The organism is Heliomarina baculiformis (genome assembly GCF_019966545.1).
GTDB classification, from domain to species: Bacteria; Pseudomonadota; Alphaproteobacteria; order Rhodobacterales; family Rhodobacteraceae; genus Heliomarina; species Heliomarina baculiformis.
In genome coordinates, this window is record NZ_JAIMIC010000002.1 from 392,928 (window position 1) to 417,926 (window position 24,999).

The 24,999-nt window shown below is 60.2% G+C and carries 24 protein-coding genes; 21 read left to right on the plus strand and 3 right to left on the minus strand.

Annotated elements, in window-relative coordinates; translation table 11 throughout:
* Positions 1-121 precede the first annotated feature (121 nt).
* From MF268_RS05485 to MF268_RS05575, 19 genes are all read left to right on the plus strand, one after another.
* Positions 122-1,204: a BMP family ABC transporter substrate-binding protein gene (locus MF268_RS05485; protein WP_238369888.1), complete on the plus strand. Its 1,083-nt coding sequence runs from the start codon at positions 122-124 to the stop codon at positions 1,202-1,204.
* A gap of 12 nt (positions 1,205-1,216) precedes the next feature.
* A complete protein-coding gene (locus MF268_RS05490) occupies positions 1,217-2,707 on the plus strand; it encodes an ABC transporter ATP-binding protein (RefSeq protein WP_238369889.1) in 1,491 nt (496 codons plus the stop codon).
* Positions 2,700-3,827, plus strand: coding sequence for an ABC transporter permease (locus MF268_RS05495; RefSeq protein WP_238369890.1), 1,128 nt, complete (start codon positions 2,700-2,702; stop codon positions 3,825-3,827). The genes MF268_RS05490 and MF268_RS05495 overlap by 8 nt, the downstream gene beginning before the upstream one ends.
* Positions 3,824-4,714 (plus strand): ABC transporter permease, encoded by an 891-nt coding sequence (locus MF268_RS05500; RefSeq protein WP_238369891.1) that lies wholly within the window; start codon positions 3,824-3,826, stop codon positions 4,712-4,714. Before MF268_RS05495 ends, MF268_RS05500 begins: the two co-directional genes overlap by 4 nt.
* Before the next feature lie 41 nt (positions 4,715-4,755).
* On the plus strand, positions 4,756-5,742 hold the full coding sequence (locus tag MF268_RS05505) for an isopenicillin N synthase family dioxygenase (RefSeq protein WP_238369892.1): 987 nt from the start codon (positions 4,756-4,758) through the stop codon (positions 5,740-5,742).
* A 9-nt stretch (positions 5,743-5,751) separates the two neighbouring features.
* Positions 5,752-6,141, plus strand: coding sequence for a VOC family protein (locus MF268_RS05510; RefSeq protein WP_088633673.1), 390 nt, complete (start codon positions 5,752-5,754; stop codon positions 6,139-6,141).
* 78 nt (positions 6,142-6,219) lie between these two features.
* Positions 6,220-6,906 carry a cysteine hydrolase family protein gene (locus MF268_RS05515; RefSeq protein ID WP_238369893.1) on the plus strand — a complete coding sequence of 229 codons (687 nt, stop codon included), beginning with the start codon at positions 6,220-6,222 and terminating at the stop codon, positions 6,904-6,906.
* An 80-nt stretch (positions 6,907-6,986) separates the two neighbouring features.
* Complete coding sequence (locus tag MF268_RS05520) at positions 6,987-7,910, plus strand: choline ABC transporter substrate-binding protein (protein WP_238369894.1); 924 nt, start codon at positions 6,987-6,989, stop codon at positions 7,908-7,910.
* A 187-nt stretch (positions 7,911-8,097) separates the two neighbouring features.
* Complete coding sequence (gene choW / locus MF268_RS05525) at positions 8,098-8,931, plus strand: choline ABC transporter permease subunit (RefSeq protein WP_238369895.1); 834 nt, start codon at positions 8,098-8,100, stop codon at positions 8,929-8,931.
* Positions 8,928-9,968, plus strand: coding sequence for a choline ABC transporter ATP-binding protein (gene choV / locus MF268_RS05530; protein WP_238369896.1), 1,041 nt, complete (start codon positions 8,928-8,930; stop codon positions 9,966-9,968). Before choW ends, choV begins: the two co-directional genes overlap by 4 nt.
* A gap of 101 nt (positions 9,969-10,069) precedes the next feature.
* Positions 10,070-11,164: a carboxynorspermidine decarboxylase gene (locus tag MF268_RS05535; RefSeq protein WP_238369897.1), complete on the plus strand. Its 1,095-nt coding sequence runs from the start codon at positions 10,070-10,072 to the stop codon at positions 11,162-11,164.
* A 48-nt stretch (positions 11,165-11,212) separates the two neighbouring features.
* A complete protein-coding gene (locus MF268_RS05540; RefSeq protein ID WP_238369898.1) occupies positions 11,213-12,448 on the plus strand; it encodes a saccharopine dehydrogenase family protein in 1,236 nt (411 codons plus the stop codon).
* A 200-nt stretch (positions 12,449-12,648) separates the two neighbouring features.
* Positions 12,649-14,220 carry a class I adenylate-forming enzyme family protein gene (locus tag MF268_RS05545; RefSeq protein ID WP_238369899.1) on the plus strand — a complete coding sequence of 524 codons (1,572 nt, stop codon included), beginning with the start codon at positions 12,649-12,651 and terminating at the stop codon, positions 14,218-14,220.
* 186 nt (positions 14,221-14,406) lie between these two features.
* Entirely contained in the window at positions 14,407-15,150 is a 744-nt protein-coding gene (locus MF268_RS05550) for a FadR/GntR family transcriptional regulator (RefSeq protein ID WP_238369900.1), read from the plus strand.
* Positions 15,147-16,022, plus strand: a complete 876-nt coding sequence (locus MF268_RS05555; RefSeq protein ID WP_238369901.1) for a crotonase/enoyl-CoA hydratase family protein — start codon at positions 15,147-15,149, stop codon at positions 16,020-16,022. The genes MF268_RS05550 and MF268_RS05555 overlap by 4 nt, the downstream gene beginning before the upstream one ends.
* Before the next feature lie 19 nt (positions 16,023-16,041).
* Positions 16,042-16,815, plus strand: coding sequence for an enoyl-CoA hydratase-related protein (locus MF268_RS05560; protein ID WP_238369902.1), 774 nt, complete (start codon positions 16,042-16,044; stop codon positions 16,813-16,815).
* A gap of 119 nt (positions 16,816-16,934) precedes the next feature.
* The gene (locus tag MF268_RS05565; protein ID WP_238369903.1) at positions 16,935-18,074 is read left to right on the plus strand and encodes a C4-dicarboxylate TRAP transporter substrate-binding protein; all 1,140 of its coding nucleotides are present in this window, start codon (positions 16,935-16,937) and stop codon (positions 18,072-18,074) included.
* A 55-nt stretch (positions 18,075-18,129) separates the two neighbouring features.
* Positions 18,130-18,666 carry a TRAP transporter small permease gene (locus MF268_RS05570; protein ID WP_238369904.1) on the plus strand — a complete coding sequence of 179 codons (537 nt, stop codon included), beginning with the start codon at positions 18,130-18,132 and terminating at the stop codon, positions 18,664-18,666.
* Complete coding sequence (locus tag MF268_RS05575) at positions 18,659-19,966, plus strand: TRAP transporter large permease (protein ID WP_238369905.1); 1,308 nt, start codon at positions 18,659-18,661, stop codon at positions 19,964-19,966. Before MF268_RS05570 ends, MF268_RS05575 begins: the two co-directional genes overlap by 8 nt.
* A 30-nt stretch (positions 19,967-19,996) precedes the next feature.
* Here the strand turns inward: MF268_RS05575 and MF268_RS05580 are convergent, their stop codons facing one another.
* The gene (locus tag MF268_RS05580) at positions 19,997-20,740 is read right to left on the minus strand and encodes a FadR/GntR family transcriptional regulator (RefSeq protein ID WP_238369906.1); all 744 of its coding nucleotides are present in this window, start codon (positions 20,738-20,740) and stop codon (positions 19,997-19,999) included.
* 380 nt (positions 20,741-21,120) lie between these two features.
* Here MF268_RS05580 and MF268_RS05585 point away from each other — a divergent pair, with 380 nt between their 5' ends.
* Complete coding sequence (locus tag MF268_RS05585) at positions 21,121-22,308, plus strand: MFS transporter (RefSeq protein ID WP_238369907.1); 1,188 nt, start codon at positions 21,121-21,123, stop codon at positions 22,306-22,308.
* Between the two features lie 88 nt (positions 22,309-22,396).
* On the opposite strand, the gene MF268_RS05590 is transcribed toward MF268_RS05585, so the two are convergent.
* Together MF268_RS05590 and MF268_RS05595 are read right to left on the minus strand one after the other, a co-directional pair.
* Positions 22,397-23,056: a response regulator gene (locus tag MF268_RS05590; protein ID WP_238369908.1), complete on the minus strand. Its 660-nt coding sequence runs from the start codon at positions 23,054-23,056 to the stop codon at positions 22,397-22,399.
* Between the two features lie 144 nt (positions 23,057-23,200).
* On the minus strand, positions 23,201-23,950 hold the full coding sequence (locus MF268_RS05595; protein ID WP_238369909.1) for a sensor histidine kinase: 750 nt from the start codon (positions 23,948-23,950) through the stop codon (positions 23,201-23,203).
* Between the two features lie 234 nt (positions 23,951-24,184).
* Between MF268_RS05595 and MF268_RS05600 the strand changes: the two genes are divergently transcribed.
* The gene (locus MF268_RS05600) at positions 24,185-24,880 is read left to right on the plus strand and encodes a response regulator (protein ID WP_238369910.1); all 696 of its coding nucleotides are present in this window, start codon (positions 24,185-24,187) and stop codon (positions 24,878-24,880) included.
* The last annotated feature ends 119 nt before the right edge of the window (positions 24,881-24,999 follow it).

The following is a 24,999-nucleotide window of genomic DNA, read 5'->3' on the forward strand; positions in this document are numbered from 1 at the left end:
GTGACTTTTGTACCGGCTATTTTCCGGGTGCAAGCCAATATTCCGATCCGCGTTCGAAACTCGGTGAAACACGTCGTGCGTGAACGAAGCCGCGCACCATAAGCAAATGCAGGGAACCGATATGACTACCTTTCGCACCTTTTTCCGGCTGATGGCGGCAAGCGCCATTCTGGCTGCTCAAGGCGTTACCGCTCAGGCGGAATTTGCCGCCGTGGGGAACCCCAGCCCGGCCGTCATTCTTTTTGGCCAGTCCGATGACGGTGGCTGGTCGCAATCCATCGACGAGGCGCGCGGCAAGCTTGAAGAAGAGCTGGATCTGCGCATCCCGATGGCCGAGGAGGTCCCCGAATCTGCCACGGCAATCCGTCCGGCGGCCGAGCTGTTCATCGAACGCGGCGCCAATATCATCCTTGGCTCGGCCTTTGGGTATTCCGACACGTTCAAGGAACTTTCCGAGCAATATCCGGATGTTGTCTTTATCAACCCGGCGGGCACGACCAACGGCGACAACCTCAAGAGCGTCTACGGCCGCACCTATGAGAGCCAGTATCTCTGCGGGATGGTTGCCGGCGGTCTGACCGAATCCAACAAGCTGGGCTTTGTCGCGGCGAACCCCTTTGGACTCGTGAACTGGACGGTGAACGCCTATCTGATGGGCGCGCGGCAGGTGAACCCGGATGCGGAGCTGACGGTTGTCTTTACCGGCGCATGGGCCGACCCGGTCAAGGAGCGCGCGGCAGCGGAGGCGCTGATCGAGCAGGGGGTCGATGTGATCGGCCAGCACGTCGATACGCCGACCGTGCAGATCGTTGCGGCTGAAAAGGGTATCTACGGCACCGGCCACCACCGCGACCTGTCAGAATTCTCCGAAGCAACGCAGTGTTCGTCAATCTGGACATGGGACAAGTTCCTCAAGCCTGAGATCGAAAAAATCGCGGCAGGTGAGTTCGAACCGGCCCCCTATGGCGCGTTCCTGTCGATTGCCGAGGGCGGCACCGATATCGCCTGCTGTGGTCCGGCGGTTTCCGAAGAGCTGAAAGCGCAGGTCATGGCCGAACGCGACGCGATCATCAATGGCAAGCATGTCTTTGCCGGTCCGCTAAGCGACCGCGACGGCACCGAGCGCGTGGCCGAGGGCGAAGTTCTGGGCGACGGCGATCTCTGGGGCATGGATTGGTTCGTTGACGGCGTTTCGGGCCAGTAACCGGGGATGGTGATGACTGACACTCTGGCTCTTTCGTCGGTGTCCAAGAGTTTCGGGGGCTTTCGGGCCCTCGATACCGTCGACTTCGTGGCGCGGGCCGGGGAGGTGCATGCGCTGCTGGGCGAAAACGGCGCCGGGAAATCGACGCTGATGAATATTGCCTGCGGCCTGTACGCGCCGGACGAGGGCCATGTGGCCATTGACGGGAAAACCGTGCGGATTTCCGGGGCGCGGGACGCGGCGGCACGGGGCATCGGCATGGTGCACCAGCATTTCAAGCTGGTGCCAGCCTTTTCCGTGCTCGAGAATATCATGCTGTTCAACCCGGGTCGCAGCCCAAGTGAGGTAGCGAGCAAGGCGCAGGATCTGGCGCGGCAGATGGGGTTCGAGATTTCGCTCTCGGACAAGGCCGGGACGCTGGGCGTGGCCGAGCAGCAGCGGATCGAGATATTGAAAGTGCTCTTGGCGGGCGCGCGGATCGTCATTCTGGATGAACCCACCGCCGTGCTCAGCCCCGAAGAGGGGCGGATGCTCATGGGGCTGGTGCGAAAGCTGGCCGAGGCGGGCAGCGCGGTGATCCTTGTCACTCACAAGTTGCACGAGGCGCTGCACCATTCCGACCGGATCACGGTGATGCGAGGCGGGCGCAAGATTTCAGAGACCACGCCCGAAGGGATGGACCCGGCGAGCCTGACGACGTTGATCGTGGGCGAGCAGATTATTGAAAAACCGCAGCTTTCCAAGGCGGTCGGGCCGATCGAGGTTGAGCTTGAGAACGTGACGCTGAGCGGGGAGAGCGGGCGCAAAGGGCTGGTCGATGTGAGCTTTCGCGTGCGTCGGGGCGAGATTTACGGCGTCGCGGGCGTGTCGGGCAACGGTCAGAACGAACTCTCGGCCGCGATCATGGGCCTGTCCTTTCCGTCTTCGGGGCGGATCGGGATGAACGGATTGGGCGATGTCTCCAAACGCGGGCCCGGTTATCGGCGGCGGCACGGGCTGGGTTGTATTCCGGTGGATCGCTACAGCCACGGGCTGGCCGGACGGATCAGCGTGACGGACAATTACGCGGTCAATGGTGCGATGGCCGGAGCCTATGGCGGCTGGGGCTATTTCAAGCGCGGACTGGCGCAGGCCGCCGCGCGTGAGGCGGTTGCCGCTTATGACGTGCAGGGCGTGCGCAGCCTTGGTCAGCGGGCCGGGCTTTTGTCGGGCGGCAACGCGCAAAAGCTTGTTATCGCGCGGGAATTTGAAGGCGCGCCGCGTGTGGTACTGGCCCATAGCCCGTCGCGGGGTCTTGATGTGCGGGCCGGAGCGGCGGTCCATGACCGGTTGCGGGCCGCGCGGGATCGGGGCGCGGCGGTCATCCTGATCAGCGACGATCTGGACGAGATCATGCTGCTTTCTGACCGGATCGGCGTGCTGAACAGCGGACGTCTGACACGCGAATTCAAGGCACCGGCTGAACGCGGCGACATCGGTGCGGCGATGGTTTCACATGAGTAGTACAGAGTTGACAGATACAGGGCATGAAACGGTGGCGGCGACGCCCCCCGCGACGCGGCTGCGCATGGTGCCGCTGCTTGAAGTGCGCCAGAGCGTTTCCGAGAGGTTGCGGATCGGCGTATATGTCATAAGCCTCTTGGTGGCGGCGGCGTTGTCCGTCGCATTGCTGGCGTGGTCTGGCGTCGCGCCCTCCGATCTGGGACGCGAGATTGCCACGACCGCCTTTTCGAGCCCGCGCGCGCTCGGTTCGGTTCTGGTGCGCACGGCGCCGCTGGTCATTGCAGGGCTGGCGACGGCCATCGCCTTTCGCGCCAATTTCTGGAACATTGGTCTGGAAGGGCAGATGATCCTTGGTGCGATCTTTGCCTCGGCTGTGGCGATATATGACATCGGGCCGGAGAACGGGCGCGTTGTGACCATGGCGCTGGCCGCCTGTCTGGGCGGGATGCTCTGGATCGCGGGGCCGGGTCTGCTGAAGCAACGTCTTGGCATCAACGAGGTCATCACCACGCTGTTGCTGAACTACGTGGCGTTCAACCTTTTGCTGCATATGGTGTACGGGCCGTGGAAAGACCCGGTCAGCGCCTTTCCCCATACCGAGCAATACGAGACCTTTGAACGGCTGCCGATGCTGGGCTGGCTCAACCTGAACTGGGCGCTGCCGCTGGCGGTGGGGCTGGCGCTGATCCTGTGGTGGATCATGTCGTTCAGCCGGGTCGGATACCTGCTGGACCTGATGAGTTCGAACGCGCGGATGGCGGGGGCCGTGGGCGTGCCGGTGGCTGGTCTGACGGTGGCCGCGATCCTTGGGTCGGGGGCGGTGGGAGGTCTGACGGGGTTCGCGATTTCCGCCGGGGTCGAATTCCGCATGACGCAGGATTTCTTTAGCGGCTACCTGTTTTCCGGGGTGCTGATCGCCTTTCTGGGGCGCAATCATCCGCTGGGCGTGGTGGTCGTTGCCTTCTTTATGGCGGTGCTTTTACTCGTGGGACAGAGCCTTCAGGTGTTCTTTGGCGTGCCTTTCGCACTGGTGCAGCTGATCCAGGCGATCTTTATCACCTGCGTCGCGGCCTCGGAATTCTTCCTGACCTACCGGATGCACTGGAGGCAGGCGGCATGAGCGATTTCCTTCTGAACTGGCTGATCAACATTCCCGGGTTTGCCGCGCCTTTTGCGCTGGCGGCGCTGGGGCTCATCATCACCGAAAGGGCCGGGGTGCTGAACCTTGGCGCAGAGGGGTTCATGCTGGTCGGTGCGCTGGCCGGTGTGGGCGCGATGCTCAACGGTTCGGCACCGCTCTTGGCGCTGGGCGGATCGGTGGTGGCAGGTATGCTGCTGGGGCTGCTTTTTGCGGTCATGGTCGCTTCGCTGCGGATCAATCACGTGATCTCTGGTCTGGCGCTGGTGTTCTTCGCGCAGGCGCTGGTGAGTTTCATCGCAAGCGCGGAGCGCTGGAATAACAAGGCGATAGCCGGGCTTGAACCGGTCTTCCTGGGGCAAGACGTGGTGATATTCGCGGTGCCGGTGCTGACGCTTGCGGTGCTCTGGCTACTGAACAAAACGCGGTTCGGGCTTTCCCTGCGAGCGGTTGGTGAAAACCCGGGCGCGGCGGATGCGGCGGGGATTGACGTCACTGCGATGCGTTTTGCCGCCATCGTCATCGGTGCGGGGCTGATCGGTCTGGCGGGCGGGTATCTGACCGTGGCGGTGTCGCGCATCTGGGTCGATACGGTTGTCGGCGGGCGCGGCTGGATCGCAATTGCGCTTGTGATCTTTGCGCGCTGGCATCCGTGGCGCGCGGTACTGGGCGCGGTGCTCTTTGGCTGTATCGAGGCGCTGATCCCGAGGATCGCGGCGACCGGCGCGGATGTACCCCGTTATTTCCTGCAGATGACCCCCTACCTGGCCACGCTGGGCGTCATGATCTGGGCCGCGCTGCGCGGGTCGGACCGCTGGGCGCAACCGGCTGCCCTTGGCCAGCATCACATAAGAGAAGAGCGTGACTGAGCGCCTGAACCCTGAAACGAACTCAAGAGGACTTTGAGACCATGATCATCTACGAACCCCCTCACGCGGCGACGGAAATCCCGCTGATCGACCTGACCGACAGCTTTTCCGACGACATCGAAAAGCGCAAGAAAGTGGCTTGGGAAATTCACAAGGCCTGTGTCGATACCGGTTTCTTTTACATCAAGAACCACGGCATCCCGCAGGAGGTGATGGACAACCAGATCAAGCTCGCGGCCGAATTCTTTGACCTGCCGCTGGAAGAGAAGATGAAGCTCGATTCCGTCAACCAGCATTCGACCCGTGGCTATGAGCCGATGGCGGCGCAGACGCTGGACGAGGGCTCTCCGCCGGATCTGAAAGAAGGCTATATGTCGAGCGTCGAGGCCGGGCCGGAGCATCGCTATACCAAGGCGAACGTGCCGGGCACCGGGGCGAACCAGTGGCCCGAAACCTTCCCCGAGTTTCGCCCGCAATACGAAGCCTATGTGGAAAAGGTTCTGGATCTGGGGCGTCATCTGGCGCAGCTGGTCGCGTTGTCGCTGGAACTTCCCGAGGATTATTTTGACCAGGCGCTGGAAGAGCCGCTACATTACTGCCGCATCCTGAAATATCCGCCGATGCCAAAAGATGCTGCCGCCAACCAGCTGGGCGCGGGCGCGCATTCGGACTGGGGTCTGCTGACGCTGCTGCTGCAGGACGATATCGGCGGTCTGGAAGTGCGCAACGCCGATGGCGAATGGATCGCCGCGCCGCCGATCCCGGGCACCTATATCATCAACCTCGGAGAGATGCTGCCGGTCATCACCAATGACCGTTACAAGGCGACCTATCACCGGGTTCTGAACAACCACAGCGACAAGACCCGCTATTCCTGCCCGACGTTCTGCGATCCGGAATATTTCTACAAGGTCGAGTGCGCGCCGACGATCCTCGAGCATGACGGCTATGCCAAGTACCCGGCGATGACGGCGGGCGAGCATTTGCGTGCACAGTTCGAAAAGACCTTTGGCATCGCTGCGGCATAAGGAAAAACCATGAATCTGTTGATGCAGGTGAGCCTCTTTTCCGAGGATTTCATCACCCTGTCCGAGTTCTATCGCGACCTGTTCGACCTGACCGAGAACGAAAGCCTGCGCTCGGACGTGTTCCGGGGCTATATGTCGGGCGACGTCATGGTCGGCTTCAGCGCGCTGGCCGCTTACGAAATGCTGGGGCTTGAGCCGCGCAAGGCAGGCGAGGGCGACCAGACCGCCTTTACCTTCCAATGCGAGAGCAAGGAGGCGCTGGACGCTATCGTCGAAAAGGCCAAGGGCATGGGCGGCACCATGGTACAGGAACAGTTCATGACCTATTACCACTGGTACATGGCGGTGATGCGCGATCCGGATGGAAACGCGATCCGGCTGGCCTGCACAACGCCGTAACGGTTCGGCCCGCGGGCCGGTTTCAGGGCGGGCGCAACGTGCGGCCGCCTTTTTCATATAGAGACAAGGGGTAATCACGTGAAAGCGTTGGTTTACGGGGCAGAAAAGGACCTGCCCGACGAGACATTCGGCGCATGGGTGTCGCGCGCGGATACGGCGATCATTTCCATCGACATGCACGAGGGGCATCTGTCTGAGGACCCGATGTGCCCTTGTCCGGCACCACGCGGGCGCGAGATCATCGCGCCGGTCAACGCTTTTCACCGTGAGGCGCGGGCTCTGGGTGTACCGATCGTTCATGTCCGCTCGGTCCTGCGCAAGGGCGGTCAGGACGATCTGGCCGGGGCGCATCCGGCGGCGTGGCGGACGCTGTTCCCGCTGACGGTCGGAGCGATACCGGGCGAGGCGGATCATGCGCTTGAGGGTACGAAATGGACCGAGTTCTCGACCGAGGTGCTGGAACAGGACCTGATCGTCGAAACCAAGCGGCGCCTGTCGCCCTTTTATCCGACCGATCTGGATTTCCTGTTGCGTAGCATGGGGATAAAGCGCGTCGTTCTGAATGGCGGGATGACCGATTGCTGCGTACTGAACGCGACATTCGATGCCTCGAACATCGGTTATCGGGTCTGTGTCGCCGCCGATCTGGTGCGCGGGACGAATGAGGAAATGGAGGATGCCGCGCTAAAGATGGTGTCGCTGCATACAGGTCTGGTGATGCAATCCAAAGAAATCCTGCGCGTCTGGGGCGGGGAAACCGGCTGAGCCGACTATTCGGTTGCAAAGACCACGGTCCCTAAGCCTATATTGGCGCAAGAGAAAACAATAAACGGGGATATTCTGAAATGAAAACCACGCTCTCTACTTCTGTTCTGGCACTGGCGGTCAGCGCTGGCGCAGCCATGGCTGACTGCGAATCCGTCACCTTTTCGGACGTGGGCTGGACCGACATCACCGCAACGACCGCGGCGACGACGGTCGTGCTCGATGTGCTGGGCTATGAGACCGACATCAAGATTTTGTCGGTGCCGGTGACCTATACCTCTCTCGCCAAAGGCGACATCGACGTATTCCTCGGCAACTGGATGCCGACGATGGAGGCGGATATCGCGCCCTATCGCGAAGACGGCACGGTAGACACGGTGCGCGCGAACCTTGAAGGCGCGAAATACACGCTGGCTGTGAATGCGGCGGCGGCCGATCTGGGGATCACCAGCTTTGGCGATATCGCCGCGCAGGCCGAAGCGCTTGACGGCAAGATCTATGGCATCGAGCCGGGCAACGACGGCAACCGCCTGATCCAGTCGATGATCGATGAAGACGCCTTTGGCCTGTCCGGGTTCGAGGTGGTCGAAAGTTCCGAGCAGGGGATGCTGGCGCAGGTCGCGCGGGCGGATCGCCGCAGCGAGCCTGTGGTATTCCTTGGCTGGGAGCCGCATCCGATGAACGCGAATTTCGACCTGACCTATCTTGAGGGCGGCGACGATTATTTCGGCCCGAACCTTGGCGGTGCGACGGTCTATACCAACACCAGCGCGGGCTTTGTCGAGGAATGCCCCAACGTGGGCAAGCTGCTGAACAATCTCGAATTTACGCTGGCCATGGAAAACGAGATCATGGGCGCGATCCTTGATGACGGTAAGGACCCGTCCGAAGCGGCGGCGGTCTGGATCAAGGAAAACCCAGAGGTTCTGGATACATGGCTTGCCGGTGTGACCACCATCGACGGTGGCGACGCGATGGCAGCAGCCGAAGAAAAGCTGAAGTAATCAGCATGGCGACCCTGCCCGCGCCGAAAGCGGGCGGGGTCATTCCGGCGGCTGGGCGAGACGGTTTTCCAGGCAGAGCTTCTAGTTTGGAAACGATAATCTGCGAAAAACACCCCGTGCATTTCGTGCGTAGTACGGCGTTTTTCTCTCTTCCGGTCGTATCGGCAAAACACGGATAGTCGCATTCATGAATTGGCTCACGGATAACAAGATACCGGTCGGGGACACTGCCGAGGTGGTGTTCGACTGGTTGCAGATTAACGGGGCCTGGTTCTTTGACGGGCTAGCCGACGGGATGGAATGGCTGATCGAGGCCGTTCTCTGGGTGTTGCAGAGCCCGCACCCGCTGATCGTGATCGCTGTTTTCGCAGGCCTGACATGGGTGATCCAGCGCGGCTGGAAGATGCCGCTTTTTGTCGTGGTCGGGTTCCTGTTCATCCTGAACCAGGGCTATTGGGAGGAAACGACCGAAAGCCTCACGCTGGTTTTGTCGGCTTGCGTGGTCTGCATGGGGGTGGGCGTGCCAATTGGCATCGCGGCGGCGCACCGGCCCAAGCTGTATGCATGGATGGCGCCGGTTCTGGATTTGATGCAGACTCTGCCGACCTTTGTCTATCTTATTCCCGCGATTGTGTTTTTCGGCATCGGCATGGTGCCGGGACTCATCGCGACGGTAATTTTCGTGCTGCCTGCGCCGATCCGGCTGACGCAGCTTGGGATCAGCTCGACCCCCACGGCGCTGCTTGAGGCGGCCGAGGCTTTCGGGGCGAAACCGAGCCAGACGCTCTGGAAGATCGAGCTGCCCTATGCGCTGCCGCAGATCATGACCGGGCTGAATCAGACCATCATGCTGTCGCTGTCGATGGTGGTGATCGCCGCGCTTGTCGGCGCGGATGGGCTGGGCGTGCCGGTCGTGCGTGCGCTCAACCAGGTGAACACGGGGCTTGGGTTTGAGTCGGGCTTTATCATCGTCGTGGTCGCAATCATGCTCGACCGGATGCTGCGGGTGGGCAAGAAATGACGACAGCGGTAGAATTCGACAACGTTTCCATCGTCTTCGGGGACAAGCCTGAGGTGGCGCTGCCCTTGATGGACAAGGGCCAGAGCCGCGCGGAAATCCAGCAGGAAACCGGGCAGGTGCTGGGCGTGCACAATTGCTCTCTCAGCGTGGAAGAGGGCGAGATCCTTGTGCTGATGGGGCTGTCCGGTTCGGGCAAATCCACGCTCTTGCGGGCGGTGAACAGGCTGAACCCGACGGCGCGCGGCACGGTGCGGATCTTCGATGGCGACTGGTCCTGCGACGTGGCCAATGCCAATGCGGCTGATCTGCGCCGGGTGCGCCGCGAATGCGTGTCGATGGTTTTCCAGCAATTCGGTCTGCTGCCGTGGCGGACCGTACGCGATAACGTTGCGCTGGGGCTGGAACTGGCGGGGGTACCCAAGGCCGAACGGCTGAAACGCACGGACCGTCAGCTTGAACTGGTCGGGCTGATCGACTGGGCCGACCGCAAGGTGGGTGAGCTGTCGGGCGGGATGCAGCAGCGCGTCGGCCTTGCGCGCGCCTTTGCCACGGATGCGCCGATCCTGCTGATGGACGAGCCGTTTTCGGCGCTCGACCCGCTGATCCGCTCGCGGCTTCAGGACGAGCTCTTGGAACTGCAGCGTGATCTGAAACGCACGATCATCTTCGTGAGCCACGATCTCGACGAGGCTTTCAAGCTGGGCGGACGTATCGCGATCATGGAGGGTGGGCGCATCGTGCAATGCGGCACCCCGCGCGAGATTTTCTCGGCACCCGCCACAGATTACGTCACCGAGTTCGTCGCGAACATGAATCCGCTCGGCGCGCTGTGCGCGCGCGATGTGATGGTGCCGGCCGAGGGTGGCACAGAGGCAAGCGCGGTTACAGCGGATCATCCGCTGCTGGATGTGATCGACCGGCTGAACGATGCGCCTGGCGGGCTGGGCGTGACCGAAGGTGGCAAGGTCATCGGGGTGGTCAGCTCGGACAGTATTGTCGCGCGGCTGGCCCAGACGGTCGAGACCAACAAGACGTGATTGGAAAAGGCGGCACGAGTCCCTTGACCTGAAAGCGCCAAGTTTCCTATAGACCGGCTTCCTGTTTGGCCTAGCTCATGACCCAGAAAGGGGCATTCGCGTTGCAGACACCGTACTATCTGGTCGATAAATCCCGGCTTTTGCCGAACATGGAAAAAATCGCATGGCTGCGAGAAAACTCCGGGGCCAAGGCGCTTTTGGCGCTGAAATGTTTCGCCACCTGGTCCGTGTTCGACATGATGAGCGAATACATGGACGGCACAACCTCCAGTTCGCTGTTCGAGGTAAAGCTGGGGCGCGAGAAATTCCCGGGCGAAACCCATGCCTATTCCGTGGCCTGGGCCGATCATGAGATCGACGAGGTTCTCGCGAACTCGGACAAGGTGATTTTCAATACCACCGGGCAGTTGTCGCGATTTGAAAGCGAGTCCGAGGGCCATGTGCGCGGCATCCGGGTCAATCCCGGCGTGTCGACGTCGGAATTCGATCTGGCCGATCCGGCGCGGCCTTTCAGCCGTCTGGGGGAGCACGATCCGGCGGTGATCGAGCCCTTTGCCGACCGGATCACCGGATTCATGTTCCACAACAATTGCGAGAACGCCGATTTCGACCGGTTCGACGCGATGCTGGGCAGTATCGAACAACGCTTTGGCCACCTGATCCGCGCGATGGACTGGATCAGTCTTGGCGGCGGCATTCATTTCACGGGCGAGGGCTATCCGCTTGACCGTCTGGCCGAGCGGCTAAAACGCTTTGCAGGGGAAAACGAGGTTCAAGTCTATCTGGAGCCGGGCGAGGCCGCTATCACCAAGTCCACGACGCTGGAAGTTTCGGTGCTGGATACGCTTTACAACGGCAAGAACCTCGCCATTGTCGACAGCTCGATCGAGGCTCATATGCTCGATCTGCTGATCTATCGCGAATCCGCCAAGATGGAACCCGACGCGGGTCCCGAAGAATGGATGATCTGCGGCAAATCCTGCCTTGCGGGCGATATCTTTGGCGAGTTCCGCTTTCCCGAGGCGCTGAAGCCCGGCGACCGGCTGAGCGTACAGGACGCGGCCGGTTACACGATGGTAAAGAAGAACTGGTTCAACGGCGTCAAGATGCCCGCAATCGCGGTCCGTGAATTGGACGGCAGCGAACGGATGGTGCGCGACTTTACCTATGAGGATTTTGCAGCGGCGCTTTCCTGAGCGCGGCTTGTCCCTTCGCACGAAATAACAACACACGAGGATATCACGTTGAAAAAGAACGTTCTTATCATCGGCGCTGGTGGCGTCGCACAGGTGGTGGCGCATAAATGTGCTCAGAACAATGACGTGCTGGGCGATATTCATATCGCCAGCCGTACGCTTTCGAAATGCGAGGCGATCATCGACAGCGTGCGCGAAAAGAGCGCGATGAAAGTGGACGGCGTGCTGAAGGCGTATCAGGTCGATGCGCTCGACAGTGCGGCTGTCGCCAAGGTCATCACTGATACCGGCGCGCAGATCGTGATTAACGTGGGCTCGGCATTTGTGAACATGTCGGTCATGGATGCCTGCATCGAAACCGGTGCGGCCTATATCGACACGGCGATCCATGAAGAACCCGACAAGATCTGCGAAACCCCGCCGTGGTATGCGAATTACGAATGGAAAAAGCGCGACCTGTGCGCGGAAAAGGGCGTCACCGCAATCCTTGGTGCCGGGTTCGATCCGGGCGTGGTGAATGCCTTTGCGCGCTTTGCCATCGACACGATGGACGAGGTCAAGAGCGTCGATATCGTCGACATCAACGCGGGCAGCCACGGCAAGTATTTCGCGACCAACTTCGACCCCGAGATCAACTTCCGCGAATTCACCGGCACGGTCTATTCCTGGCAGGGCGGCGAGTGGAAAGAGAATTCCATGTTCGAGGTTGGCCATGAATGGGATCTGCCGGTGGTTGGCAAGCAGATGGCCTATATGTCGGGCCATGACGAGGTACATTCGCTGGCGACGAATTATCCGCAGGCCGATATCCGGTTCTGGATGGGCTTTGGCGAGCATTACATCAACGTCTTCAGCGTGTTGAAGAACATTGGCCTGCTGTCTGAACAACCCGTCACGCTGGCCGAAGGGCAAGAAGTCGTGCCGCTCAAGGTGGTCAAGGCTTGCCTGCCGGATCCATCCTCGCTCGCGCACGACTACACCGGCAAGACCTGCATCGGCGATCTGGTGAAGGGTACGCGCGACGGCAAAGACGTTGAAATGTTCGTCTATAACGTTGCCGATCACAAGGAAGCCTATCTTGAGGTCGGCTCGCAGGGGATCTCTTATACGGCGGGCGTGCCGCCGGTGGCGGCCGCGATGCTGGTGGCAGACGGGACCTGGGATGCCAAGACCATGAAAAACGTCGAGGAAATGGACCCGAAACCGTTCTTTACCATCCTCGACCGGATCGGCCTGCCGACCCGCGTCAAGGACGAAAACGGCGACCGCGCCTGGAATGAATAACATTCCTCCGGTGCCCTGAGCATACTGATTTTGCCTGATTGGAAACCGGCCCCTGTCAAAAGGGGCCGGTTTTTTCGTGGTTCGATCAGGCCAGCGTGTAAACGCAATCGGGCGGCGCGGATTGCGTGGTTGTCTTGCTCTCGCATCCGGTTAGGTTGACGCGGGGCGGCCTTGGGAGGGGCCGCGAGGAGGAGAGAATCATGAAGGATTTGCCCGCAATACGGCACGAGGTGCTGTATGGCCGTCGCGTCGTGCGTTGTTTCGCGGACCGGCCCGCCAGTCTGGATGCAGGCTTTCGCGCCACCGTGGCGCAACATGGCAACCGGGTTGCGGTGGTCGATGAAGACCGGCGCCTGACCTATACCGAACTTGATGCCGAAGTGCAGGAACTGGCTGCCGGCCTGCTCGCGCTTGGGTATCGCAAGGGCGAACGTATTGCGCTGCTGATCGGTAACCGGCTGGAATTTATCACGCTTTTCCTTGCTGCCGCGCGGATCGGATTGATTTCAGTGCCGCTCAATACGCGTCAGCGTCGGCCCGAGATCGAATTCGTGCTGAACCAGAACGGCTCGTCAGCGGTGATCGCCGAGGCGGAATTTGCCGAGAACCTGCCGGAACAGGCAAGGGTGCCAAGCCTGCGCGGCATCTATGTCCTTGATGGCGACAAGGGGCTTGGCCAGATCCGCGATGCCGCCCGTGCCGATGCCGACTGGCCCGAAGTTGACGAAGAGGACACGCTTTGCTTGCTCTATACCTCGGGCACGACGGGCAAGCCCAAGGGCGCGATGCTCACCCATGTGTCGGTGATCCATTCGATGATGCATTTCGAGTGGGGGATGGACCTGCGCGCGGGCGATGTGGGCTTCCTCGCGGTCCCGGCAAGCCATGTGACCGGGCTGGTCGCGATTATCCTGGCGATGATCCATGTGGGCGGTACGACCGTCATGATGCGGGCGTTCAAGGCGCGAAAATTTCTTGAACTGGCCGAGGCCGAGCGGATCACCACGACAGTCATGGTGCCAGCCATGTATAACCTTTGCCTGCTGGAGCCTGCGTTTGCCGATTTCGATCTGTCGTCTTGGCGGGTGGCCGGGTTCGGCGGCGCGCCCATGCCACCTGCGACGATCGAGAAACTGGCGCGTCACGTGCCCTCGCTTGTGTTGCAGAACGCCTATGGATCGACCGAAACCAGCTCGCCGGCCACCCTGCTGCCCGCCGGGACCATATCCGAGCATCCGGAGTCCGTGGGGCAGCCGCTGCCGCTGGCCGATATCGTGATCGTCGATGACCACGGGCGCGAGGTGCCCCCCGGAGAAAGCGGTGAATTGCTGATCGGCGGGCCGATGGTGGTGCCGGGCTATTGGGACAATCCCGAGGGCGATGCCAAGGGGTTTACCGGCGGCTACTGGGTCTCTGGCGACGTGGGAATAATGGATGAGGATGGCTTTGTGCGCATCATCGACCGCAAGAAGGACATGATCAATCGGGCGGGGTTCAAGATCTATTCAATCGAGGTTGAGAACGTGTTGGCGCATCATCCGCATGTGGTCGAGGCGGCTGTCGTAGGATCGCCTGACGAGGTGCTGGGCGAGCGGGTGCATGCCTTTGTCTATGGCAACGGCCATGAGCTGAACGCGGATGAGATCAAGCGCTTCTGCGCCGAGCGCCTGTCGGATTACAAGGTGCCGGATCTCGTGACCTTCCTGACCGAGCCGCTGGCCCGCAACGCCAATGGAAAGGTGCTGAAAACCGAGCTGCGTAGCCCTGCCTAGGGCCATCGCGGGGGGCTGGGAAGAGGGTTTCCCTGCCATCGGACATTCATGTTGACTTTGCGTGAATCGAGCGACAGTGTGTGAATGTCCGACACTAATTCAGTATTGATCGTGTCGGCCAAAAGCGTCCGGGCCTACCGGGCGCGGCACGGTTTTCGCGTTGGGAGGCGCGGAACAGGGGGGAGAATGGGCCTTGAACGGCGTCAGATTCACGTGGCCTATGCTTATCAGCGCATCGCTGAAGAGATCGAATCCCAGATTCTCGAAGGCACGTTGAAGCCGGGCGAGCAACTGCCCGGTGAGACGGAGATGGCAGAGATGTTCGGCGTCACCCGGTCTACCGTTCGCGAGGGATTGAGGCGGCTGGAAAGCGAAGGTCTAGTCTGCCGTCCGACTCCGCGGCGGATGGTCGTGGCGATCCCGCGCATTGACCGGCTTTCGACACGATCCGGGCGTACCATGGCCCTGATGAAAGTCACCTATCGCGAGCTGTGGCAGGTGACGCTGAAAACCGAGATGCTGGCCGCCCGGCTTGCGGCGGAAATGGCGCAGGATGACGAAATCGCGGTATTGAAATCTCTCCACGAAGATCTCTCCGGCGCCGAAGGCAATGCAAGCCGGACCATCGAACTGGACGGGCGGTTTCATTCGCAGGTGGCGCGGATCGGCAAGAACCGCGTTCTGGGCCTCGCGCGCGAGCCGGTGGCCCATCTGCTGTTTCGCGGCTTTGCGCAGGTCGCCCCCTTTGTCCCGCAATTCTACAAACGCCAGATCGAGGCGCATTCTAATGTCGTGTGCGCAATCGAGGCCCGCGATCCCATCCGGGCCGAAACCTGGGCGCGCAAGCACATCGAGGATTTCTGGCGCGCCGTGCAGATCGCCGGGCTGGAGGACGAAGCGGCTGTTAACAACGTAAAGGCATTGTCATGAGCGCGACGACACTGACCACGGATATTCAGGACCGGGTGATGGTGATCACGCTGAACCGGCCTGACCGGTTGAACGCCTTCACACTGGGCATGATGCACGAAATGATCGCGGCAATTGACGAAGCGGATGCCGATGATGATATTCGCGCGGTGATCGTCACGGGGGCAGGGCGCGGGTTTTGCGCCGGTGTCGATCTTGACGATGACGACGCGTTCACCGCGGCCAAGCCCGACCCGATGTCAAAGGCCCCTGAGGTCTGGGCCGACCCGGCCAACCGCGACATGGGCGGCGTGCTGACGCTGAGATTGTTCAATTCACTCAAGCCTTTGATCGCCGCTGTCAACGGCCCCTCGGTGGGGATCGGGGCAACGATGCAATTGCCGATGGATATCCGCATCGCCTCGGAAAAGGCCCGGTTCGGGTTTGTCTTTGCCCGGCGCGGGATCGTGCCCGAGGCGGCTTCGTCATGGTTCCTGCCGCGTCTCGTGGGTATGTCTCAGGCACTGGAATGGGCAATTTCCGGTCGCGTCTTTGACGCAGACGAAGCCCTGCGCGGCGGACTGGTCCGGTCGGTTCATGCGCCCGGGGATCTGCTGGACGAGGCGCATCGCATCGCCAGTGAAATCGCGGCCAATACCGCGCCGGTGTCGGTCGCGCTGACCCGCCAGATGATGTGGCGCATGGCGGGGGCCGAACATCCGATGATGGCCCATCGCATAGACAGCCGGGCAATCGCGGCGCGCGGTTCTTCCGGCGATGCGGCGGAGGGCGTCGCCAGTTTTCTCGAAAAACGACCGGCGCAGTTTCCCGACAGGGTCAGCGCCGATATGCCGGGTTTCTTTCCGTGGTGGCAGGAGCCGCCATGGGCATGAGCAACGATAGGAGAATGTGATGAGCGATCACATACTGGTTGAAAAGCAAGGGCCGGTGACGGTTTTGCGCCTGAATGACCCCGGTTCGATGAACGCGATGACCGGAGAGATGGCGACGGATCTGCGCAAGCTGCTGCAGTCCGAAAGTGAAACCGCGCGGGCTATCATTTTAGCCGGGAACGAACGTGCCTTTTCGTCCGGCGCGAACCTTAAGTCGGCGATGCCAACCGGCCGTACGTCGCTGGATGCCGGCAAAACGCTGGAGGAGCATTACAACCCGCTGATGGAAACGATCCGCGATTTGCCGGTGCCACTGATCTCGGCGGTGCGGGGCGCGGCGGCGGGTGTCGGGGCCTCGATCTCGCTCGCCTGCGATATCATCGTTGCCGGGAAGAGCGCCTATTTCCTTGAGGCATTCGCCCGTATCGGCCTGATCCCCGACGGGGGCGCGACGTGGCTCTTGACCCGCGCCGTGGGCCGGGTGCGCGCGATGGAGATGATGCTGCTGGCAGAAAAGATCCCGGCACCGCAGGCGATGGAATGGGGCCTGATCACCCGGCTTGCCGAAGATGACGCGGTTGAAAGCACGGCGATGGCGCTTGCAGAACGGCTTGCTGCAGGGCCGTCGCAAAGCTATGCGCTGATCCGCAAGGCCGCGTGGAGCGCCGCCGACAGCGATTTCAGCTCGACGCTTGCAACGGAACGGGAATTGCAGCGGCAGGCCGGACTGACAGACAACTTCGCGGAAGGCGTTGCGGCGTTTCTCGAAAAGCGCCCGGCAAACTTCGGCTAGGCGAAAGAATGCAACCGTGGGCGGGCGCCGGCTGAGGAGGGCCGGTTACGCAAGCGGGAGTGGCGGATCGCGTGTGACGCGCGATTCCGGGGTTTCGAATTTCAGGAGGAGGAAATCGAATGACGAAACTATTCAAGGGATTACTGACCGGCGCATCACTGCTGGCACTGGCGCCAGCAGTTCAGGCGGCGGATCAGCTGAGCTATGCGGGCGGCTGGCCACCGGGATCGGGCCCGACCGGGGCGCTTGAGAATTATGCCGAAGCCGTGGGTGAGGCGAGCGGCGGCGAGCTGACCATGCGGGTGTTCCCGCTGTCGCTGCTCAGCTTTGCCGAAAGCAATGCGGGTCTGCGCGACGGTCTGGCCGACCTTTCGACGATCTTGACGCCATATTTCTCGGCCGAGTTTCCCAATCTCAACATGATCTCCGAATTCTCGGAAATGGTTGAACTGGAAGACTTTTCCGGTGAGCTCAGCTCGCTTGCCTTTGCGGGCGCGGTGTCGGAATACGTGATGCTGAACTGCGACAGCTGCCAGAAAGAGGTTGCGGCGCAGAACCAGGTTTACATGGGTGCGGGGATGACGACCTCTTATGCGCTGCAATGCACGGTGCCGGTGACCTCGCCCGAGGAACTGACCGGCAAACGTGTCCGGGCGGGCGGCGCTTACTGGGCGCGCTGGGCCGAGGCGATGGGCGCGGTGCCGGTTTCGATCTCGATCAACGAGACTTTCGAGGCGCTAAGCCAGGGGGTGCTGGACTGTACCGCCAGTAACCCCGCAGAACTGGTGAACTTCAGCTTTATCGACGTCGTAAAGCATGTCTACATCGGGCTTCCCGGCGGGCAGTTCACCGTGCCGACGATGATGAACAGGGACCGCTGGCAGGGGCTGAGCGAGGAATCGCGTCAGGCGCTGATGAAGGCGAATGCCGATCTCGCGGCGGAAATGACCTGGGTCTATCTTGAAGAGGCACGCTCGGGCCTGTCGCAATCCAAAGAGCGCGGCATCGAGGTGACCGACGCCAACGACAGCCTGATCTCGATGAACCAGGACTTTATCGAACAAGACCTGTCTTCGGTCGTCGACATTTACTCGGAACGCTTTGATCTGGAGAATGGCGCCGATGCCAGCGCAAAGGTGCGGGAATTGCTGACGCGCTGGACCGAGCTGACCTCGGGTGTCGAGAGCGCAGAGGAGCTTGCGACGATCTACTGGGATGAAATCTATTCCAAGATCGACGTGTCCAGCTACGGCATGTGAATAGGTTACGGGCCCCTCATGACAGGGGCCCGGCCACGCTTTGGGGAGGAAGCAGATGTACAAAATCGGCAGGATCTTGTCCGGCCTGACAAGGGTTGCGTCCTTTCTGGGGACGCTTTGTATCGTCCTCATGATGCTGCACGTGACCGCCGATGTGGCGGGGCGCTATCTGTTCAACCGGCCGCTACCGGGGACAATCGCGATTGTCGGGCATTTCTACATGATCGCGGTGGTCTTTATCGCGCTGGGCGTTGCCGAAGAACAGCGGGCGCATATTTCGGTGGAATTCCTGACCGACATGCTGCCGAACAGCTTTCAGGGCTGGATCGCGGTCTTCTCGAGCGTCCTGTCTGCGGCGGTTTTCGGACTGTTGGCGGTGCGCGCCTATGAAGAGGCAGTGAAAAAGACAAAGGTTGGCGCCGCGATGGAGCAGGGCTCGGCCATGATCCCGGTCTGGCAGAGCTATTGGTTCATCCCGTTGGGGGCCGGTCTGATCGCGCTGATCTGTGTTTACAGGGCGCTGGTCACGGCCTCGGGCAGCCGTAGCGGGCTGCGGGAAACGGATCTGGACGTAGAGATTATTCATGACTGATGTTGCAATTGGGCTGACCGGGCTGGGGTCGCTGCTGGTGCTGATCGGGCTGCGTGTGCCAATTGGCGTGTCGCTGATCGGTGTTTCCTTTGTGGGGCTCTGGTCGCTGATGGGCTGGCGCGTGGCATGGGGGGCGCTGGGCACGATCCCGTACCAGTTCACCGCCAACTGGGTGCTGAGTTCGATCCCGATGTTCCTGTTCCTCGGGTTCATCAGCTATCACACGCAGCTGACTCGCGGGCTTTTTCAGGCGGCGCGGGCTTGGATGTCGGGCCTGCCGGGGGGGCTTGCCATCGCCTCGATCTTTGGTTCGGCCGGGTTTGCCGCCGTATCCGGTTCGTCGCTGGCCTGTTCGGCCGCCATGGGGCGTATCGCGATCCCCGAGATGATCAAGCACAAGTACCACCCGGAGCTGGCCACCGGCACGGTCGCCGTCGCCGGTACGATCGGCGCGCTGATCCCGCCTTCGATCATCCTGATCCTGTACGGCGTGATCGCGCAGGTTTCGATTGCCAAGCTGTTTCTGGGCGGTGTGAGCGCCGGTATCCTGACCGCCATCGGCTATATCATCGTGGTTCTGGTACGGGTGAAACTGAATCCGGATCTGGCCCCGTCGCGGGATGACCGGGCCAGCCTCTCTGAAAAGATCGTCGCGCTCAAGGATACATGGCCGATCCTGCTGGTGATGATCGGCATTTTCGGGGGGCTGTTCAGCGGGATCTTCACGCCCACCGAAGCCGGGGCCGTGGGGGCGTTCCTTGCCTGTCTCGTGGCCCTGATCAGCGGTGAGCTGACGCTTGAGCGGTTTCTCAAAGCCGCGCGCGAGACCACGACGACCACCGCATCGCTCTTGATCATCGCGGTAGGGGCCAGCCTGTTGACCCGCTTCCTTGCGCTGTCTGGTGCTGGCGATTACCTGTCGGCTGGCATCATGTCGGTGGCGGCAAACCCGGCACTGCTTTTGCTGGGGATCGTTTTGGTCTACCTGCTGCTCGGCATGTTCCTTGAGCCGATCGGGGCGATGCTTTTGACCCTCCCGATCATCCTGCCTGTCGTCGATGCGTCGGGCTGGAGCCTTCTGTGGTTCGGCGTCGTACTGACCAAGCTGCTTGAAATCGGGATGATCACGCCGCCCATCGGCATGAATGTCTTTGTGATCAAGGGTGTGGTCGGCGATCTGGTAAAGACTTCGGCCATCTTCCGCGGCGTGCTTTGGTTCATGGTGATGGACCTTGTGATCGTCGTGGTCCTGTCGGTCTGGCCTTCGCTGGTTCTGATGCTGCCCGACCTGATCGGCTAGGCGAGGGGGGCAGTATTCGCCCGCCCGCTGTTATTGCAAAACGCTTGGGTCGGTGATCGGTGTCGCGTCTTCCAGCCCGGCAAGCTGAATGCCGCGCCAGAAATCCTCGATATGACGGCGCGACCATTCACGGGCGCGTTCCGGATCGCGATCGCGTATCGCCGCAAGCAGCTGCGAATGCGCCTCGATCTGGCGCGAGATCGCCTGCGGCACTTTCGGCGCGACCTGTGTAAAGCCTTGATAAAGCAGCAGGGCAATCGGCTCGCGCGCAAGGCTCAGCACGCGGTTCTTGCCCGCTTCGGCGATGAGCGAATGAAACCGCGTATCCAGCTGGATTGTTTCGTCTTCGTTTCCCTTGGCCGCAATCAGCGCGTCGTGCAGTTCTTCCAGCGCGGTTACTTCCGCGTCGGTCGCGAATTCGGCCGCGAGCGCGGCTGCGAGAGGTTCGGTTTCCAGCGCGACCTGCCAGAGTTCGCGAAACGTCACGTTCATCAGGACCATGGCACGGCTGGACCGGCTGGACAGCTTGTCGCTTTGCGGGCGGGCAACCTCGAGCCGGCGTGGAGTCGGGCGGCAAACAAGACCCTCGCTTTCGAGTTGCCGCAGCCCTTCGCGTACGGTCGAGCGGGTGACGCCGAACATCTCGGCCAGCGCAATTTCGCCGGGCAGGCGCTCGCCGGGTTTCAGTGTTCCCTGCATGATCTGGTCTTCGATCTCATCGGCGAACTGACGATAAGCATAGTTCACGGTCAATTGCTGTCCCCGCAGACCCATATTCCCCAACTCCCTTCCTTACGGCTCCAGACTACCCTGACTGGCTGCTGCCACGACATGATTTTTTCTTGAGCCTTGTGTAAAACCCGTTCTGTCGCAGCGCCGCGCTTAGCAGCGGGCAAAAGGGGATGACAGCCGCCCCGCCCGAAATTCCGCAGGCAAAGGCCAAAGAACGGCGCCTGGGTCAATTATTGGGCATGAGACCGTAACACGCGGCGGGGCCCGAGAGCGGCAGATTTGGCTTTTCGCGACAAAGCTTTACAATCGATGACTAACGCTGCTGTGCAGCGGCTGCGTCCGTTATGTGCGATCACGCATGTTTTCGATCCGTTCGGGCCGCTATCTAAGAAGCACCCATATCAAGGTTTCCGGAAAACTCCATGCTCGCGTTTTTTAAAGATCCACGGGCCGTTGCATTGTTGCTGGCGGCATCGCTTACCATCCTGTCCAACACGATCATCAGCCCGGCTCTGCCCGGGTTGCAGGCAAGCTTTCCGGACAATCCCAACGCGGAACTGATGACCCGGTTGCTGGTCACGGCGCCTTCGCTGCTCGTGGCGTTCTTTGCGCCCTTTGCCGGTATGGTGGCAGATCGTTTTGGTCGTCGGCGCCAGATATTGGTGGGCGCCTTGCTGTTTTCGGTGGCGGGATGTGCCGGGACGCTTTTGCCAAGCCTCGAAACCATCCTTGTCAGCCGCCTGTTCCTTGGGCTTTCGGTTGCAATGGTCATGACGGGGCAGGCCGCTCTCATCGGTGACTATTTCGACGGCGAAGCGCGCGGCAAGTTCATGGGGCTGCAGATCGCGGTCGTCAATTTCAGCGGATTTGCCTTTATCGCCCTCTCGGGCTGGCTTGCGGGCATGTCACCGCGCCTGCCGTTCCTGATCTACGCGCTTGGAGCGATCATCTTTCCCTATCTCTGGTTCACGGTAAAGGATCCGGTTGCCAAAGCATCCACCGGCCCCGAGGTCGCCGGCGAAAACGCCGGGTCAGCGGGATGGGTTCTGACGCTGGTAGTTATCGTAACGCTTTCGGCGCTCAGCTTTGTCCTGTTTTACCTCGTGCCGACGCAGATCCCGTTTTACCTCGCGACCATCGGTTTCGACAGCGCCTCTGACCCGGCGCAGGTTCTTGCCATGGTGACGCTTGCAGGGGGTGCGACGGCGCTTGCCTTCGGGCGAATTCACGCCCGTCTCGGGCATGGGCTGACGCCGGCGTGCGGTTTCCTGTTCATGGCCTGCGGCTTTGGCTTGCTTGACTGGGTGCACAGTATGGCCCTGATCGACCTTGCAGCGCTGTGTATCGGCGCCGGGTTTGGCCTGACGATGCCGACCTTCTTTGCCGTTGCGCTTGACGCGGCGCCGGCGCAGCACCGGGGTCTTGTTTCGGGCGCTATCACGACGAGCATCTTCCTGGGCCAGTTCATCTCGCCGATCTTCAGCATGCCGATGGTCGGCGCGATCGGGTACGAGGGCACCTTCGGCGTAGCGGCTATCATCCTCGTGGTCACCGCGGTCTTGGTCTACCTGTTCTTCCAGCGTCGCGGACGTTCCACCGTTCCTGCGTAACTGTTTTGCGGGAGCGGGCGCGTCGCCGTTTGCGCCCTGTGCTCGGTAAGGTGATGTTTTGCAGGGGGACGGGATCATTCAGACCAGTTCACGCCTTGCGCAGTGGTCCAGTCTGAAAGCAAAAGTCATCGTCCTTGGTGAATTCCATGAGATAACCCTTCAGATGCGCGTGCTTTTCCTGTTTTTTCTCGCGTGCGATCGACTGCGCCGCTTCGGACATTGCCGCCATGATGGTGGGGCGCAGCGATTGGCGGAAGCTATCGTCGCGCAAGGCTGAAATAAGCGCGTGTTCAGCTTCGCGCTTCAGCATTGTAGGATCAAACTGCTGAACACGATTTTCCAGTGCTTGCAGGATCGCAGAGCGCAGACTTTCGGGCGAGATATCCTGTTTCGGCAAAAAGTCTGAACACCCGGCTTTCAGTGCCGCGACTGCCAGTTCGATCTGCCCGTTTCCGGAGATCATGATGGTCGCGGCATTCCGGTTCTTGCTACTCGCCTGGACAATGTCCAAAGCCGAAAAACCGTCACCATCGGCCAGCCGGTAATCTACGAGCACAAGGTCATAGGCGTGCTCCTGCATGGATTGTTCCATCGTTTCCAGCGTCGGAACAGAATGCATCGTAATGGGAAGACCCAGCCCATCGCTCATCCGGCAGATACGCCGCCGGTCAAATTCGTCATCGTCAAGCAGGAGCGCATTCACCGCTTTTGGCTCTGCCGAAGGATAGATCGTTGAAGGCTCAGTCATTTGCGACCCCCGAATTGCCACCCGTAGCGACTGTATCCGGTAGCAATCCGGATTTCGTTAATTTCGCCAGGGTGAGAAGGGCGCGCGTGTCGAAGGTTTTACTAAACTTCCTGTCGGGTCGTTTTTGCGAAGCCGTGAGTATCGCTAGCCAACGGTCCGACAGGAATTTGGAAACTTGATCGCTATGCGGGTGCCTCGAATGCCTTCGGTGGGGAGCCATTCAATCTGCGCCTTGTACAGGTTCGCGATCTTGCGGACGTTGGCCAGACCCATACCGCTGCCCTCGATTTCATCCCGGGGTTTCAGGGTCGTCATGACCTCGAAAACTTTCTCTCGCGATTTTTTCGGAATGCCGGGGCCATCGTCCCAGACTGACAAAACCGGCCCCTGCGGCGTGTCATGGGTGGATATCTTGATAAATCCAGTTTCACTGTCGTGATGCTTTATTGAATTTGAGAGAAGCGAAGACACAAGGGTAAGCGCATCATGTTCGCCGAGAAAGATAGTTGGCGAATGTATTTCCCTGTTAAGCTCGAAACCCTGCGGAACGGGAACCTGATCAAGGGTCGTATCAATGACCGTGTTCCAGTGCAATTGAATGGATTCCTGCATTCGCCCAATCCGCGAGTAAACCAAAAGGTCTATCAGCATCCGGTCCAATCGTCGCGTATGGGTGTTCATCAGTTCGATATTACCGGCGAGGGATTTGGAAATTGGCAGTCCGGCATCCCTGATATCTTCTTCGATCCATTGGGGGAGTTCGAGAAGCGCGCGTACGGAGTTCCGTACGTCATGACTCACTAAATATATGAAATCCTCGAATTCCTGTGCGGCATTTTCAATTGAAACAACGGCCGACGTATTCGTATCCACTTTTCTTTCTGGCAGAGACATCGTGTATCCTTGATCATGCTAAGCCTGAGCTTCGTAACGCTTTTGACCTAACGGACTCTTAAGTCGTCATTCCGGCGATTATGAAACGGGTTCGAATCACCGCTGCTTTCAAAAATCCTAAAAGTTTTCACAATATCCGTGATCGTATTTCACCAATGGGTAACCGGTTCGAAGCTAGGTTCCCATGTTAAGGGGCGCGTTTTCGTTGGCCACACCTTATCGAAGGGAGTAGATATGAAGCAGAATATTCAAGAGATTGAAACTGTTACCGTCAAGGCCCCGTGCTCAGAGCCGGGAATCAAAGCTCTTATTCTGGACGACAGCGTCTTTGACCGACGGCGCATCCGTCGCCTGAGTGATGATACCGCGTTGGGAATAACTCTTGATGAGACAGCATCGATCGAGGGCTTGCAAGAAGCATTGGATCAGGAACGGTTCGACGTGATCCTCATTGATTACAATCTTCCTCAAGGCGATGGGATTGAGGCCCTCCAGGTGATTCGTAACCATCAGGTGAACGGATCCTGCCCAACGATCATGGTTACCGGGGACGATAAATCGGATGTCGCCGTCAAATCCTTAAAGATGGGGTGCGAAGATTACCTTACCAAAGATGAAATGACTCCCGAGACTTTAAAGTTCAGTATCGTGGGGGCAATTAAAAGTGCAGCAAAGAACGCCGGAATAGACGCGCTGGTTCAATCGGAAATTGAACAGGTCACGTCCGTTATCATGGCCAAATACACGAACGCGCTGCAGCCCAAATTGGCACGGGTTATTCGTGATATGAGAAGCCTGAGATCCTCACTTCCGGATAAAGACGTGAATGTTCCGGGTGAACTGGAAAATATCGAGCGTCAATGTATCAAACTGTGGTCACTGCTGCTTGATCCTCACACGGTGTCGCGCCGGCAAGAATTTCGACATTAAAGTCCAAAACGGGTGTCTAAGACGACTCTTGCATGAAAGATGGAAGAGCGACCGGCGGGCTTGTTTTCAGTAGCTCATATCGCTTGAAGAATGAAGAATTCTTCTTCGGGCCGAGGTCT